The sequence below is a fragment of the Cupriavidus sp. SS-3 genome, assembly GCF_035818815.1.
GTDB classification, from domain to species: Bacteria; Pseudomonadota; Gammaproteobacteria; order Burkholderiales; family Burkholderiaceae; genus Cupriavidus; species Cupriavidus taiwanensis_C.
Map to the genome: position 1 here is coordinate 1 of NZ_JAYLVT010000030.1, position 16,300 is coordinate 16,300.

Consider the following 16,300-nt stretch of genomic DNA (forward strand, 5'->3'; position numbering starts at 1 on the left):
GCCAGCGCAGTACGCAGCGTCGCGCCATCGATGGTGGACCCTGCAGCGGCGACCACATACGCCACCAGCCGCGCCCCGGACGGTCCTTCGGCGGCGATCACCGCCGCGTTGGCGACACCGGACTGCGCCAGGATGCGCGCCTCGATCTCGCCCGGCTCGATGCGAAAGCCGCGGATCTTCAGCTGCTGGTCGATGCGGCCCAGGTATTCCAGCTCGCCGTCAGGCAGCCAGCGCGCCAGGTCGCCGGTGCGGTAGAGCCGCGCGCCATCGCCGGCGAACGGGTCGGGCACGAAGCGTTCCGCGGTCAGGCCCGGGCGATTCAGATAGCCGCGCGCCAGGCCGTCGCCGGCAATATAGAGTTCACCGGCCACACCGGGCGCGACCGGGTTCAGCCCGGGATCCAGCACACGCACGCCCAGGTCCGGAATGCGTTCGCCGATCGGACTGCGCGCGCGGCTGGATGGGTCCAGGTCGGCACGCGTGATCGGGCGGTAGGTGACATGCACGGTGGTCTCGGTGATGCCATACATATTGACCAGTCGCGGCGACGCATCGCCGAAGTGGTCGATCCAGGGCCGCAGCGCCTGCGGATCGAGTGCCTCGCCGCCGAAGATCACATGGCGCAGCGCCAGCGGCGCGCCGTACAGCTCGGGCTGGGCCAGCAGTGCGCGGAACGCCGACGGGGTCTGGTTCAGCACCGTGACGCGTTCGCGCCGCAGCAGCGTGATGAACTCTTGCGGCGCGCGGCTGACATGGAACGGCACGATCACCAGTTGCCCGCCATGGCACAGCGCGCCAAAAATCTCCCAGACCGAAAAATCGAACGCGTACGAGTGAAACAGCGTCCAGACATCGGCGGGGCCAAAGCCGAACCAATGCTGGGTGGCAGCCAGCAGGCGCGACAGGTTGCCGTGCTGCAGCTGGGCGCCCTTGGGCCGGCCGGTGGAGCCGGAGGTGTAGATGACGTAGGCGAGGTGTTCGGGACGGACCTCGACCGCGGGCGCGTGGTCGGGCCAGGCACCGCCATCGTCCTGTGCGTCGAGCTCCAGCACCGGCAGTGCATCGCGCTGCGGCAGCAGCCCGCGCAGCGCGGGCTGGGTCAGCAAGGCGGCGATGCCGCTGTCCTCGAACAGGTAGGCCAGGCGCTCGGCCGGATAGGCCGGGTCGAAGGGCACATAGGCGCAGCCGGCCTTCAGGATGGCCAGCAGGCCGACGATCATCTCCGGCGAACGCTCCATGGCAATGCCGACGCGCACTTCGGGGCCTGCGCCAAGTGCGATCAGGCGGTGCGCCAGGCGGTTCGCGCGCCGCTCCAGTTCGCCATAGGTCAGCGTGGTGTCGCCGTGGCGCAAGGCGATCGCATGCGGCTGCTGCGCGGCATGGCGCTGGATGCGGCGATGGGCGAGCTCGGCGGCAACGTGCCGCGCCGGCTGGCCGGCAGCGTGCTGGTGCGCCAGCGTGGCGGCGGCGTCGTCGCCGAGCAGGGGCGTGGCCGCCAGCGGCAGTCCGGGCTGGTGCAGCAGCCCGCCCAGCTGGGTCACGTAATGGCGCAGCATGCGCTGGGCCGTGGCGGCATCGAACAGCGCGCAGTCGTACTCCAGGCTGACCGTGATGCCGTCGCCGCGGTCTTCGGCGTCGAGGATCAGGTCGAACTTGGCGCCGGTCTGGCGCGCTTCCACGGCCTGCACCTGCAGGCCCGGCAGCGCCAGCGCGGCGGGTGCCGTGGCCGTGCGCAGGTTGAACATGACCTGGAACAGCGGGCTGCGGCCGGCGTCGCGCGGCACCTGCATGCCGTCGAGCAGCGCTTCGAACGGCAGCTCGGCATGGCCGAGCGCGCCCAGCGCGTCGGCGCGCAGCTGTTCGCACAGCGCGCGGCCAGTGATGCCGGGTCCGGTGCGCGAGCGGTAGACATGGGTGTTGACGAAGAATCCGACCACCTCGTCCAGCCCCTCGCCGTCGCGGCCCGCGTGCGGCACGCCGACCGCGAAATCGTCCTGGCCCGCATAGCGGCTCAGCAGCGCCTGCCACGCGGCGTGCAGCACCACGAACGGCGTGCAGCGCTGCGCTGCGCAGAAGCGGCGCAATGCGCCCAGCAGGGGCAGGTCCAGCGCCGCATCGATGCGCCGCGCAACACGCGTCGCGGGACTGCCGTGCGGTCGGTCGGTGGGCAACTGCAGGGCCGGCATGCCATTGCCCAGCTGGCGTTGCCACCATGCGCGCTGGGCGTCCAGGGCACCGCTGGCCAGGCGTTCGCGCTGGCGGCTGGCATGGACGGCGAAGGTCGTGGCGGGTGCGGGCAGCGCGATGTCACCGTCGTGCGCGAGCGCCTGCGCATAGGCCGTGCCCAGGTCGCGCGCGATCACGGCGTTGGACACCGCATCGGACACGATATGGTGCAGCGACAGCAGCAGCACGTGGTCATGGTGCCCCCGCGCGAGCAGCGTGGCGCGCAGCAGCGGTGCCTGGCCGAGGTCGAAGGGGCGCGCGGCTTCGGCGTCGATGCACGCCTGCAGCGCATCCGGGCCGGCGGCGAGCGGTGCTTCGGCCAGGGCAAAGGATGGCGCGGACTCGACCACCTGCCGGGGCAAGCTGCCCGGCGCGGCGTCGTCCGTGACGAACCGGGTGCGCAGCGCGGGATGGCGTGCGATCACGGCACGCAGCGCGGCCTCCAGCGCGCGGCGCTCGAGCGCGCCGCGCAGCACGAAGGCGCGGGTCTGGTTGTAGGCGGTGCTGCCGGGCTCGTATTGCAGCAAGAACCAGAGGCGTTGCTGCGAGAACGATAGCGGGGCGGGGGCGGGGCTGGCCGGTGCGGCCGCCGGCTCCGGATCCTGCTCGAGCAGCAGCGCCAGCAGCGCCGCCTGCCCGGCAGGGGTCGAGGATTGCGTCATGGATGCGTTCCAGGGAATAGACGTTATGCGGAGGCGTTGGCCGTGGCGGAGGCACGCAGCGCGGCGCGCGCCTCGGGCGACATCGCGGCCAGCTGGCGCTGCAGTCCGGCCAGTGTTTCGAGGCCTTGCGGGTCGGGGCTGGCGCTGCGCAGCGCGCGGGCCAGCGCGGCCGCGTCCGGGGCGTCGAAGACCACGGCCGGGGCGATCTCCAGCCTGAGCAGCTTGCGGATGCGCGCCACCAGCTTGATCACCAGCAGCGAGTGGCCCCCGGCTTCGAACAGGTCCTGGTGCACCGCCAGGCCGGGTGCCCCGAGCAGGTCGCGCAGCTGGTCCAGCAGCAGCGCTTCCAGTTCGCTTTCCGCTGCGCGCGCGGGTCCGGCAGGCGAGGCCGCGGCCGCGCCGGCGGCCTGCGCGAGCGCCCGGCGGTCCACCTTGCCGTTCGGCAGCCGCGGCAGCGCCGGCACGGCGAACCACAGCGCGGGAATCATGGCTTCGGGCAGGCGCTCGGCCAGCGCGTGGCGCAGCGCATGGCGCAAGTCGGCCGCGCGTCCCGTGTCCGCGGCGGCGGTGGCGTCGTCGGCAACGATCCACGCCGCGAGCTGGGGCGCGCCACCGGACGTGGCGACCAGCATCACCACCGCTTGCCGTACGCCAGGCAGCGCCGCCAGCGCCTGTTCGACTTCGCCGCATTCGATACGGAAACCGCGCACCTTGACCTGGTGGTCGGCACGCCCGATCAGTTCGATGCCGCCCCGCGGCAGGTAGCGGGCAAGGTCGCCGCTGCGGTACAGGCGCTGGCCCGGCCGGTCGGGATGGGCGACGAATGACGCCTCGGCCGCGGCGCCGGACAGATAGCCCGCACACAGTTGCGCGCCGCCGAGATAGAGTTCGCCGGTTTCGCCCACCGCGGCCAGATTGCCCGTGGCGGTGCGCACATAGGCCTCGCAGTTGGCCAGCACCTGCGTCAGCGGCAGCGGCGCGTTCGCCGCCTCGGCCGCGCGCCCGCCATCATGGACCAGGATGCCGACCGTGGTTTCGGTCGGCCCGTAGTGGTTGCACAGGCGGGCCTGCGGCATGCGCGCGCGCAGCCGCTGCAGCAGCGCCGGGGACGCGGCTTCGCCGCCCAGCACGATGGTGGCGTGCGCCGGCAGCGGCAGCGGCTCGGTATCGCCGTCGAGCAAGGCATCCAGGTGCGAGGGCACGATCTTCAGGCAGTCGACATGCTCGCGCGCCAGGAACGCGGCGAAGGCGGCGGCGTGCCGCATGTCGGCCTCGTCGGCGACGCACAGGCAGGCGCCATGCCACAGTGCGCCAAACAGGGCGGTATTGCCCAGGTCGGCCGCGACGGTGGAGGTCAGTCCGAAGCGCTGGCAGCGGTCAAGGCGCAGGGCCTGCCCGGAGGCCGCCGCATAGTTGAGCAGCTGGCCATGGGTGATGGCGACCCCCTTGGGCGTGCCGGTCGAGCCCGAGGTGTAGAGCACGTAGGCGGGCTGGCCAGCGTCCACAGCCGGCAGCGCCTGCGCGGCCGCGGCATCGGTGCCGGCCGCCAGCAGTGCCGCGATATCGGCGTGCGGCAGCGGCCCCGCGGCGCTCGCATGGGCCGCGTCAGTCAGCACCAGCGTGGCACCGGCGTCGGCCAGGATCTGCGCGCGCCGCTGCGGCGGCCACGCCGGATCGAGCGGCAGGTACGCGGCGCCGGCGCGCATTACCGCGAGCAATGCCACCACCAGCTCGCCCGAGCGCGGCAGCAGCAGGCCGACCGGCTGGCCCGGGCGCAAACCCAGTGCCGGCAACTGCCGCGCCACCGCGCCCACGGCGCGGGCGAGGCCGGCGTAGCTTAACTGCAGGCCAGGGGCCGACAACGCCGGCGCATGCGGGCGCTCGGCGGCCCAATGGGCCAACCGCTGCGGCAGCACCTGTGCGCCGACATGCAGCGCCGGCGCATGCATGGCGTCGGCGCGCACGCGCTCGGCGGCGGTGGCGAGCGGCAACGCGCCCACGGCGGTGTGCGGCGCCGCGCGCAGCGTTTGCAGCAGCTCGCGGTACTGGTCAAGCAGGCATGCCATCGCGTCGGCGCCATGGACACTTTCGGCGTGGTGCAATACCAGCTGACGCGGCATGCCGCCTTCCACGTGGACCTGCAACGCCAGCGCCAGGCCCGGCAGCAGCGCCCGCGGAGTGTCGGCGCGCCAATGCAGGTCGCCTAGCTGCCACTGCATGCTGGCAGGGCCGCTGCAGCAGAAGCCAACGCGTGCAGGTGCGCCCGCGCTGGCCTCCGCCGGGCAATGCTCGCGCCAGTCGAGGTGCTGCTGCAGTTGCGCGCCGAACGCAGCCAGCCAGTCGGCAAACGGCGCCGCCATGTCGGGCTGCACCGTGACCGGCAGCAGCGCTTCATAACGCCCCACCGCGCCGGCCAGTACATCGAAGTCGTCGCGGCAGTCGTGCTGCCAGCCGGCGCAAAACGCCGCGGCCGGATCGAGGCGTGCCAGCAGCAGCCACCATGCCGCCTGCAGCGCGTGCGACAGCGGCTGGCCGAGCGCCGCGGCCCATTCGGCCACCGCAGCGGCTTCCGCGGCGGGCAGCTCGGCATACTGTGCCGCCAGCGCATGGTTGGCGTCGCCGGCGCGTTGCCAGGGCAGCCGCGGCGCATCGAGGCTGGCCAGCCGTTCCCCCACGGCTTGCCAGTAGCCCGCGCCGGCTTCTGTGTTCTCCTGCGCCAGCCCGTCGGTCCAGTCGAGATAGTCCGCATAGGGCAGGGGCGCCGCGCCCGCCGGGGCCGCATCGTCGGCGTAGGCCTGCGCCACTTCGCGCAGCAGGATGACCAGGCTGGGGCCATCGGCCGCCAGCGCACGGGCGGTCAGGGTCAGCTGTGCGCGGCGGTCGTCGCGGCTCTGCAGCGCGGCCTGCAGGGCCGGCTCGGCCCCGGCAGGGCCGGCAAGCGACCACGCCGGCAAGGCCCCGGCAAAGTGCTGGCGCAACCCGCGCAGCCCCTCGACCGGACCGAACACCAGGCCCGTGGCCGGATGGCGTGCGGCTACCCGGTACAGTGCCCGCTGCAGGCGCTGCGCGTCCAGCGGGCCCTCGATGGTTGCCGACAGCGTAACCGGCGTGGCCGCGTGGGCCGGCAGCGCTCGCTGTTCGCGCCCGAGCGCGCGAGCATGCCGCGCAAAATCCTGGGTGATGGCGTCCATCGGCTCAGCCCTCCAGCGCGGTGTCGGCCGCCACGGCGGCGTCCTGCGCGCCGGCTTGTGCCGGCAGCGGCGGCAAGTCCTTGCGCTCGAACATGTCGCCCATCGCCACCACGATCTTGCGCGGGCCCTGGTACGGGTCGCGGGCATGGGCGGCCAGCATGTTGTCCAGCATCACCACGTCGCCCTGGCGCCAGGCAAAGCGCACGGCGCAGGCTTCATACAGCTCGCCGATCCGGGCCATGACGTCGTCGCCGATCGGGCTGCCGTCGCCGAAGGTCACCTGGCGCGGCATCCGCTGCGGGCCGACGATGTCCAGCAGGTCACGGCGCACTTCGGGGTCCAGGCATGCGGTGTGGTGCAGTTGCACCTGGTTGAAGAAGCTGCGCTCGCCGGTGACCGGGTGCGCGATCACCGCCGGGCAGTGTTCGCGCGTCTGCAGCGTGTCGGCATCCAGCCACGCAAAGTCGGTGCCGCAGGCGCGCAGCCGCGCTTCGACCTGCTCGCGCGAATCGGTCTTGAAGAAGTCGCGCCAGCTCACGTCCAGCTTGTCGTTGAAGGTGCGCACGTAGCGCAGGCCCTTGCGCTCGAACCGTTCGGCCAGTTCGCGCGGCAGCCGGCGGTACATCTCGCGGCAGTCCACTATCGGCGTGGCGCCACCCACCGGTGACGGCAGCTCGCAGAAGAACCACTGCTTGCGCGGCCAGCGCGGCAGGTGTGCGCTTTCGTTGTGGAACAGGATCATCTCGCGCTCGGGGTACGGCGTGGAGCGGTAGGTGTTGCGGCCGCCTTCCTTCTTCGGCAGGTCACCGTAGGCGCCGTACAGCCCCGGCTCGATCGATTCGGCGAACTGCTCGAACTCCTGCGGCGTGCGCAGGCCGAAGCCGCGCAGCAGGATGCCGCCGTGGCGGCACAGCGTGGCCTCGATCTGCGCGCGGTGCGCCAGCGCCCACGCCACCGGATCGAGATCGGGCGAGGCCGGTTCCATCACGATCGGGAAGGTCTGGCCCGGCGCCAGGAACGAGGTCCGGACCGGCAGCGCGGCGGGTGCGGCCGGGGGGGCGTCTGCGCCGCGCCGGGGCAGGCTGGCGAGCTTGCCGAGTTTGTCGAGCTTGCTGGGGCGGGTCGCGGGGGTGGCAGTCATGGCGGGCGGTTCAGGAGCGGGTTCGCAAAGGCCGGCCGGCACATCGAAGCCGGACAGCGGACGGGCGGGATCGGCCACCGCCTGCGCCAGCACGGCGCCGTAGGCATCGGCGAGGCGCTGCATCGTGGCGCGCGGGAACAGCGCGGTGGCATACACCCATTCGGCGCGCAGGCCGTGGTCGCACGGTTCGAGAAACACGGCCAGGTCGAACTTGGCCGCGTGCACCGGCGTGGGCAGGCGCGCGGCCTGCAGGCCGTCGAACTGGCGCGCCTGGCCCGGCGTGTTCTGCAGCACGAACAGCACCTGCACCAGCGGATGCCAGGCGCGCTCGCGCGGCACGCCGGCCGCTTCGACGATGCGCTCGAACGGCAGTCCCTGATGGTCGAAGGCGGCCAGCGCGCGCGTGCGCACCTGCGCCAGCAGTTCTGCAAACGGCAGTCCGGCCTGGCATTGCGCGCGCAGCGGCAGCACGTTGACGAAGAAGCCGACCAGTTGCTCCAGCTCGCGGCGTGGCCGGCCGGCCACGTCAATGCCGACGAGCTGGTCTTCGGCGCCGCTGACCCGGTGCAGCAGGGCGTGGAAAGCAGCCAGCAGCACCATGTAGCGCGAGGCGCCATGGGCCTGCGCCAGCGCGTCCGCCTGCGCCAGCAGCGGGGCGGGCAGGGTGGTGTGGCAGGCGGCCCCGTCGCGCGAGGCGACCGGCGGGCGCCGGTTGGGCGTGGGCAGGGTGGTCAGCTTCGGCGCGTCGCGCAGCGCGTCGCGCCAGTAGCCGGCCTCGGCCTGCCGTTGCGGACCGGCGTCGGCGGCGCTTTGGTGCGCCGCGTAGTCGGCGTACTGGACCGGCAGCGGCGCCCAGTCCACCGCGACGCCGGCCCGTGCCGCGTTGTAGGCGGCGGCGAGCGTATCGAGCAGGATCGCCACGGACCAGCCATCGCCGACGATATGGTGCAGCGTGAGCAGCAGCGCATGGTCGTCGGCGGCGATCCGCACCAGGCGGGCGCGCAGCAAAGGCGCCTGCGCCAGATCAAAGGGCTCGCGCGCCTGGCCTTCGGCCAGCTCCCGCAACGCGGCATCGCGTTGCCCCGCGCTCAGTGCCGACAATTCGCTAAGCGGCAGGTCGAGCGCCAGTTCAGCTTGGATGCGGGCATACGGCAAGCCCTGCGCATCGGCGTGGTAGCTGGTGCGCAGGACTTCATGGCGGGCCACCAGTGCGTCCAGCGCGGCGCGCAGCGCTGCCGTATCAAGCGCGCCGGTGAGGCGCAGCCCGCCGGCCATGTTATAGATCCAGCGGTCCCCTTCGGTGGCGATGCGGTCGGTCAGCCAGAGCCTTTGCTGCGCCGGCGCCAGCGGCATACGCGGCAGGCGCGGCAGGCGCGGCACGGGTGCCAGCGGCGCCTCGGCGGCATCACCCTGCAACAAGTCCAGCGCCGCGGCGCAGGCGTGCAGGGTGGGGTGCTCGAACAGCAGGCGCAACGGCACCGCAGTGCCATATTGCTCGCGCAGCCGCGCCACCACCCGCGCCGCGGTCAGCGAATTGCCGCCGCTGGCAAAGAAGTGCGCATCGCGGCCGGCCGGCGCGATACCGAGCAATTCCTGCCACAGCGCGGCCAGTGCGCGCTCGGTGTCGCCGCGCGTGGCAGCGTCCTGCGCGGATACCTGCTGCGGTGATGCAGTGCCGCCGCGCGCGAAGCTGCCGTGCACCCAGATCGCGCACGCGTCCAGGCTGTCTTCAAGCCAGCCGGTACGGCAGGCGCTGCGCTGCAGCTTGCCGCTGGTGGTCTTGGGCAGGCCACCGGGATTGAGCAGCAGCGCGACCGCCAGCGGCTCGCCGCAGGCGTTGCCGACCGCCTGCGCGAGCGCCTGCACCAGGGCCGCGTGGCCCACGCGCTTCTGCTCGGGACGGGAAATCTCGACGGCGATGCCGATCCCCTCGCCGTCGGGGCCCGCAACGGCAAAGGCCGCCACCCGGCCCCGGCGCGCGGCGGGCACCTGGTCTTCGACAGCGCGTTCGATGTCCTGCGGATAGAGGTTCTGGCCGCGCACGATGATCAGATCCTTGCGCCGCCCGGCGATATAGAGCTGCCCGCCATGCCACAGGCCGAGGTCTCCGGTACGCAGCCAGCGGTCCGCGCCGGGCCTGGCGTCGTCGCCGTAGGCCGCGGCACTGGCGCGGGGATTGCGCCAGTAGCCGCCGCACAGGCTGGGCCCCGCGATCTCGATCTCGCCGATCTGGCCGTCGGGCAGTGCCTGCCCGTCGGCGCCGGCGATGCGGATGGCATGGCCCGCGCGCGGGAAGCCGCATCCGACCAGCTCCATGCCTTCCTGCGACGGTTGCGCTGTGCCGTGCGCCAGCGCCGCGGCATCGAAGCGCGTGCTGACCATGCCGGCGCCGCGCTCGGAACCCGTGGCGAACAGCGTGGCCTCGGCCAGGCCATAGCACGGATACAGCGCCTGCTGGCGGAAGCCTGCCGGGGCAAAGCGTTTGACAAAGGCGCGCAGGGTATCCGCCCGCACCGGCTCGGCGCCGGAGTAGGCCACCGCCCAGCTTGACAGGTCCAGCCCCGCCAGCTGGCTGTCGCGCACGCGTTCCACACATAGCCGGAAGGCAAAGTCGGGGCCGCCGGACAGCGTGCCGCGATGCTGGCTGATCGCCTGCAGCCAGCGCACCGGGCGCTCCAGGAAGAACTGCGGCGACATCAGCACCACCGCAATGCCGCTGTGGATGGGCTGCAGCAGCCCGCCGATCAGCCCCATGTCGTGATAGAGCGGCAGCCAGCTGACCATCACGTCGCCGGGCCCCACGCGCATGCCCTCGGCAATCGCCATCTCGTTCGCCATGACGTTGCCATGGCTGACCATGACGCCCTTCGGCGAGGCGGTGGAGCCCGAGGTGTACTGCAGGAACGCCAGCGTCCCGGCATGGGCGGGGTAGGGCCGCCAGGCTGCCGCTGCGGCGGGCCGCGTGGCATCGGCAGCCACCACGGCCGCGCCGGGCGCAATCTCGGCCAGCGCCTCGGCATGGTCGCGGGCCTGCGCGCTGGTGGTCAGCACCAGCGCCGGCTCCGCATCGGTGGCAATCGCGCGCAGGCGCGCTACTTGCGCGGAGCGCACGGCTCCAGGCTCGAAAGCCGGCACCGCGACCAGCCCGGCGTACAGGCAGGCAAAGAAGGCGGCGACGTAGTCGATGCCGCTGTCCATCAGCAGCAGCGCACGCGTGCCGGGTTCGGCCTGCGCCGCAAGGTGTGCCGCCAGGGCCCGCACGCGCGCGTCCAGCGCGGCGTAGCTGTAGCGGGTTTCCCCGCCTTCATCGGCGATGATTAGCGCCGTGTCGGCGCCGCGCTGTGCGGCCAGGCGGCCGAGGTGGGCCACCAGCGTGGCCGGCAGGTCAGGATCGGACTGCATGCTTGGATCGCTCTTCGGAAAGACGGTTGGCGTTGGGTCGTGCGTCGCGGGGCGGGTCAGGCTGGCAGCAGGGCAGCGGATGCCGGCGCTGCGTTCAGGCAGGCAATGAGCCGGCCGACCACCTCGGCCTGGCTGTCGTGCAGGAAGAAATGGGCGCCGGGAAACCAGTCGAGTGTGTGGCCGGCGCGGGTCTCGATCGCCCACGCGTGCAGATCGGCCGGTGCCATCGGGTCGTCAAGGCCCGCAAACACATGCACGGGCAAGCTCAGGGGCGGCATGTCGCCGCGCCGGAAGCTCTCGCACACGCGATAGTCGGCGTCCAGCACGTCGAGCGTCAGCCGCAGCAGTTCGGCGTCGGCGAACACCGCCTCAGGCGTGCCGCCGTGCTTGCGCAGGTCCGCGCTCAGCGCGGCATCGCCACGCAATGCCGCCAGCCGGCCGGGATCACGCCGGGTGGGCGCGGCACAGCCGGATACCACCAGGCGCTGCGGCAAGGCATGGCCGCGCTCGCGCAGCAGGTGGCACAGGCGCCAGGCCAGCAGGCCGCCCATGCTGTGTCCGAACAGCGCGTACGGCCCGGCGCGTCGCTCGAGCTGCCGGCACAGGACGTTTGCCATCTCCGCCGCCAGCGCTTCGAAATCGCGCAGCAGCGGTTCGTCCAGCCGCGCACCGCGCCCTGGCGGTTCCAGCGGGACCACGGCGACCTGCGCCGGCAACAGGCGCCGCCAGCGCAGGTACGCCGTGGCGCTGGCCCCCGCGTATGGCAGACAGAACAGCTGCAATGGCGCCATGGTCAGGCGCCCGTCTGCGCTTGCGCCTCCATGAAGCGGCGCAGGCTGAGCGGACGCATATCGACCCAGGTGCGCTCGATATAGTCCAGGCAGGCCTGCCGGTTGCCGCTGAACCCTGCCGCACGCCAGCCGCCGGGCACGGCCTTGTAGTCCGGCCAGATCGAATACTGTTCTTCGTGGTTGACGAGGACCAGGAAAGTGGCGTCGTCGCGGTCGAAACTCATGGCGGGCTCCCGTTCAGTGCAAGGTGTGTGGCGCCATCTGGCGCATCACCCTGTTGGACGAAAACGGAACGGGAATATTTAGGGAGCAGGGGCACGGCCACTGGTGGCCACGCGGGGCAGCGCCAGGCTTCCTGGCGTAACGGGGGCAGGGAACCGGATCCTGTCGCGACCTGGCTGGCCAGGCCGCGAGCGGGACTGGAAGGCGTCATGCCTGGGCTTCGATGAACTCCTTGAATCGCTTCAGGTCGCCCTCGACCCGGCGCTTCAGCACGCCGGCAGCATCGCCGACCGCCTCCACCACGCCTTCGGTCTCGTAGTCCATGCGCACCGACACCCGGGTCGCTCCGGCATCGAGCGGCGCGAAATTGACCTGGCCCGAGTTCTCCGCGCCGGCGACGCTGCGCCACGCGATGCACTGGTCGGCGACGTTCTGCGTGATCTCGGCATCCCATTCCTTGTGCTTGCCCCCGACCTCGGCGCGCCAGTGCAGGCGGCGATCATCCAGCTGTCTTACCTCTTCAACGCCCTCCATGAACCGCGGAAATTCCTCGAACCGGGACCATTGCCGATACGCGACCTGCACCGGCACCCTGACGTCAATCGACTCTTCGATGGTTGACATAGCACCTCCTATTCAAAAGGCGGGCAAACCGGTGCAAGTCTTGTTCCAGAGGTGGGGCGCCAAGGTGGCTCCTGCCGCGGCGGGGGTGGCAGGGACGGTGCAGATATTACGCGCAGGGCTGGAAGAACCGGACTGGAATACCGGAGACGATTGAGGCGGCGCCGTGCGGATGCCGCCACACGCAGCCTTCCTGCGATTCAACCTGGGCGCTCACGCCGATAGCCCGCCACCAGCTGCTTCATGGCGCGGAAGGCCGTGGCGCGATCGTCTCCCAGCAGGAAGGCGTGCACGCCTTGTTCGCGCCATTGCTCGCATTGTCCGGCCGCACGCGGGATGGCGCAGAACGGCACGCCCCCGGCCTGGCAGGCCCGCGCGATGCGGCGGATCGCAGCCTGCACGGCAGGATGCTGCGCGTCGGCGGGAACGCCCAGGCTTTGCGACAGGTCGATCGCCCCCTCCAGCACCATGTCGATGCCCGGCACGGCCACAATCTCTTCGATCGCGTCGATGCCGGCGCGGTCCTCGATCATCGCCACCACCATCAGCTCGCGATTGGCCCGGTCCATGTACTCGGGCAATGTCAGGGTACCGAAGCCGGTGGTCCGGCCACCGGCGATGCCGCGCTTGCCGAGCGGGTGGTAGCGCGCGCTGTGGACCGCCAGTTCGGCGGTAGCGCGGTTGCATACGTGCGGCACCACGATGCCCTGGGCACCGGCATCCAGCACCCGCAGGATGATGTCCGGCGCCGCCCGGGGCACCCGCACCAGTGCCGTGGTGCCGGCGCATTCCGCAGCGCGGATCATGTTCTCGAGCGTTTGCGGATTCACGCCGACATGCTCGAGATCCAGGATCACGAAGTCGAAGCCGGCGTAGCCGATCATCTCTGTCATCAGCGGCAGCGGCAGCGAGTTGATCAGCCCGAACACATCGCGCCCGGACGCTATCGCGGCCTTGAGACGGTTAGGCTGCAGCATGGGCATGCTCCACCGGCAGGTAGCAGTGCCGCGGGTGCGGGTGGCGCAGGAAGTCGTGGTGCGAGATATGCCAGGCATAGGCGCCGGCATACGGGAACACCACCAGGTCGCCGGCGCGCACGCTGTCGACGTACGCGTCGTGCGCCAGGATGTCCTTGGGCGTGCAAAGCTGCCCGACCACGCTGACGCGCGCATCCTGCACGCCGGGGCGGGCGAACGGATAGCGCCAGGACGCCACCGGCAGCACCCGGAACGGGTGGCTGTGCCCCTGCGCATAGGGCGTGCGGAAGTGGTGCGTGCCGCCGCTGGCCACGGCGAAGGCCCGGTCGAAGGCGTGCTTGACGTCGATCACCTCCATGGCGTAGTAGCCGCAGAACGCGGTGATATAGCGCCCGCATTCGAAGCGCACGGTCAGCCCGTCGCGCTGTGTCGACAGCGCCGGCAGGCCTGCGGCAAAGCGGGCCCAGTCGAACTGCCGTTCGGGCTCGCGGTAGTTGACGCCGATGCCGCCGCCGACGTTGACCTGGTCCAGCGTGTCGAGCCCGTATTCCGTGCGCCAGCGCCTGACCTGCTGCAGGTAGGCATCGAGCAGGCGCAGATGGGCGGCGGCGTCGAGCTGATGCGACATCAGGTGGAAATGGAAGCCGCGCAGCCGGATTTCAGGGTGCGCGCGCAGCCACGCCAGGCAGGCGGGCAGCTGGTCGCCGGCGATGCCGAACGGCGTGGGCTTGCCGCCCATCATCAGCGTGGTGGCCTGCAGCCCGTCGACCGCCAGGTTGACGCGCAGCAGGACCGGCGCCGTGGTGCCACGCTCGCGCGCGAGCCAGGCCAGCCGTTCCAGCTCATGCAGGCTTTCCACATGCAGCGCCTCGACCCCCAGGTCCAGCGCGCCGGCCAGTTCCGCATCGGTCTTGCCAGGGCCGCTGAAGATCAGCGGCACCTCGGCAAAGTGCTCGCGCACCCAGGCCAGTTCGCCGCCGGAGGAAATCTCGAAGCCATGCGCGAGCGGCGCCAGGGTCTGCAGGATCGGCAGGTCGGAGTTGGCCTTGATGGCGTAGAACAGCTCGAAACCCGGCGGCAGGCTGCCAGCAATGGTGGCGGCGTGCGCCCGCAGCGCCTCGAGGTCGTAGACGTAGGCGCTGAGCGGGGCGCCCGCATCGGCGAGCGCCTGGTGCAGGTGGTCGGCGACGTGCGACCAGCGCAGTACGGGGGCGGTCATTGCCATGCCGCCTCCATGCCGGCAAAGGGAATCGGATTGGCGACGGGCACGTAGGTCGAGGCGCGGTCGGCGCGCTGAAAGAAGCGGTTGCTGAAATTGGTCTTGGCGGGGAAGGGGCGGCCAGCCAGCAGGCCGTTGATGCGGCGCGCCGACGCCGCATTGCCGTGGCGATGCTGGTAGGTATGCAAGTGATGGCGCACCACCGACCACAGCCGCGCGCTCAGGGCCTGCCTGCCGGCACCGAGCTGCGCTATCACTTCGCACAGGTTGTTGACGAACACGCAGTAGGCGACGCGGTTCCAGCCTTGCTCCTCGTCATACCATAGCGACGACCGGGCGCGCTCGCTGATGCCCGCCATGGACGACGCGGGATGGCGCGAAGGCGTCAGCTTGACCCCCTCGAAGTCGCGCAGGAACAGCTGCGCCGGCATGTCCTGGCGCAGGCCCAGCACCACGTTCTGCAGGTGCGGCTCGAAGATGACGCCGTGCGCAAAGAAGAGGTGGAACACCGGGTAAACCAATTGCTCCACATAGGCGGAGAACCAGCGCTCGGTCATGGCATCCACCGTGGTCCTTTCCTGCGCGGCGAGCGCTGTGAGCAGACGCTGCATGCGCGCATCGCCGTAATAGTGGTTGCCGAACAGCGAGCCGGCCAGCAGCGGCACGCAGTCGGGCGCGCGCAGCGTATCCACGCTCTGGCGCAGGATCAGGCCAAAGCCTTCGATGACCTGGCGGTTCTGCTCGATGTCGGCGTGCCGGAGGTCGACCGACAGGAACGCCGGCTCCTCCATCAGCGCCAGGCCGGGGAACTCGCGCGCCAGCTCCGGCAGCAGCGGGCGCAGCACGCGGTTGACGTGCATGGCGCTCTCCAGCTCATACCATGCGTTCTTGCGCACGCAGTTGGTGATGCGGATGTTCAGCGACAGCTTGTAGAAGTACGGATTGCCGGGCTGGTACAAGGTCCGGATCGACGAAGTCGGAAAGAAGTCCGCGCCTTGCGTGCCCAGGTCTTGCAGGCGTCCGCTTGCCAGCGCATCGCGCACCAGCGGATGCTCGCGCAGGTAGCCCGCCTGCCACGGATGGACCGGCACCGCGACGCGGTCGGCGGACACTGACGGGGCATTCGCCGCGATCAGCTGGTCGCAGCTGGCGTCGAGCAGCGACTGCTGCGCGATGTCGTCGCGCGGCACCGCGAACCACGCCAGCGCAAAGCGCGTGCGCAGTTCCGGCGAGTAGCGCAGCAGGTCCTCGTCGGAAAAGCCCTGACGGCTTTTCGGCGTGGGATGGAAGGGGTGGCCGAAGGTCAGCGATTGCTCGGAGTCGATATAGGCGTCGACCGGATCGGCCGGGATGATCTCGGATACCGGCACCGACAGCACTTCGGTGCTGACGGCGACGCTGTTGCGGATCTGTTCCATCAGCTCGGTGTTGGGCGGCAGCTCATGCTGTTGCGCCATCTCGCGCAACAGCAGCGCGGCCAGCGCTTCCCAGTCGAGCAGCGCCCACGGCTTGTTCTCGGCCTTGTGGAATACCGGCGACAGGTAGCGGTAGTTGCCGGTCAGCCAGGCACCGCCGACCACGGCCAGCAAGCGGTCGTGGATATGCGGCAGCTGCACTTCCAGCACCTGCGCCGCTTCGCGCTGCAGTGTCATGGCGATGGTCGCGGGCCAGTCGTTCTGCCCTGCCGGCGGGCCGACGCGCAACTGGCCGGCGGGGCCCGCGACTTCGCGGCAGTAGCAGTTCAGCAGGGTCTCCTGGCAGCGCCGCGCGGCGGCCAGGCCGGCCAGTTCCGTCATGTCATCCAGGGGGCGGCGCATGCCGGCAGGTTCCAACTTGTTTTGCGTTTGC

General features: G+C 71.2%; 9 protein-coding genes. All 9 read right to left on the minus strand.

Annotated features, from left to right (window positions below; genetic code table 11):
- On the minus strand, positions 1-2,888 hold a 2,888-nt coding region (locus U9J39_RS28890; RefSeq protein WP_326348746.1), incomplete at its 3' end, for an amino acid adenylation domain-containing protein.
- 23 nt (positions 2,889-2,911) lie between these two features.
- The gene (locus tag U9J39_RS28895; RefSeq protein WP_326348747.1) at positions 2,912-6,079 is read right to left on the minus strand and encodes a non-ribosomal peptide synthetase; all 3,168 of its coding nucleotides are present in this window, start codon (positions 6,077-6,079) and stop codon (positions 2,912-2,914) included.
- Positions 6,080-6,083: 4 nt separating this feature from the next.
- Entirely contained in the window at positions 6,084-10,622 is a 4,539-nt protein-coding gene (locus U9J39_RS28900; protein ID WP_326348748.1) for a condensation domain-containing protein, read from the minus strand.
- A 56-nt stretch (positions 10,623-10,678) separates the two neighbouring features.
- On the minus strand, positions 10,679-11,413 hold the full coding sequence (locus U9J39_RS28905) for a thioesterase II family protein (RefSeq protein ID WP_326348749.1): 735 nt from the start codon (positions 11,411-11,413) through the stop codon (positions 10,679-10,681).
- 2 nt (positions 11,414-11,415) lie between these two features.
- Positions 11,416-11,637, minus strand: coding sequence for an MbtH family protein (locus U9J39_RS28910; protein ID WP_012356043.1), 222 nt, complete (start codon positions 11,635-11,637; stop codon positions 11,416-11,418).
- Positions 11,638-11,842: 205 nt separating this feature from the next.
- The gene (locus U9J39_RS28915) at positions 11,843-12,259 is read right to left on the minus strand and encodes an SRPBCC family protein (protein ID WP_115713262.1); all 417 of its coding nucleotides are present in this window, start codon (positions 12,257-12,259) and stop codon (positions 11,843-11,845) included.
- Between the two features lie 197 nt (positions 12,260-12,456).
- Positions 12,457-13,233 carry an HpcH/HpaI aldolase family protein gene (locus U9J39_RS28920; RefSeq protein ID WP_116314428.1) on the minus strand — a complete coding sequence of 259 codons (777 nt, stop codon included), beginning with the start codon at positions 13,231-13,233 and terminating at the stop codon, positions 12,457-12,459.
- Entirely contained in the window at positions 13,220-14,452 is a 1,233-nt protein-coding gene (locus U9J39_RS28925) for a type III PLP-dependent enzyme (RefSeq protein ID WP_116314427.1), read from the minus strand. The genes U9J39_RS28920 and U9J39_RS28925 overlap by 14 nt, the downstream gene beginning before the upstream one ends.
- Positions 14,449-16,269 carry an IucA/IucC family protein gene (locus tag U9J39_RS28930; protein WP_326348750.1) on the minus strand — a complete coding sequence of 607 codons (1,821 nt, stop codon included), beginning with the start codon at positions 16,267-16,269 and terminating at the stop codon, positions 14,449-14,451. The genes U9J39_RS28925 and U9J39_RS28930 overlap by 4 nt, the downstream gene beginning before the upstream one ends.
- Between the last annotated feature and the right edge of the window lie 31 nt (positions 16,270-16,300).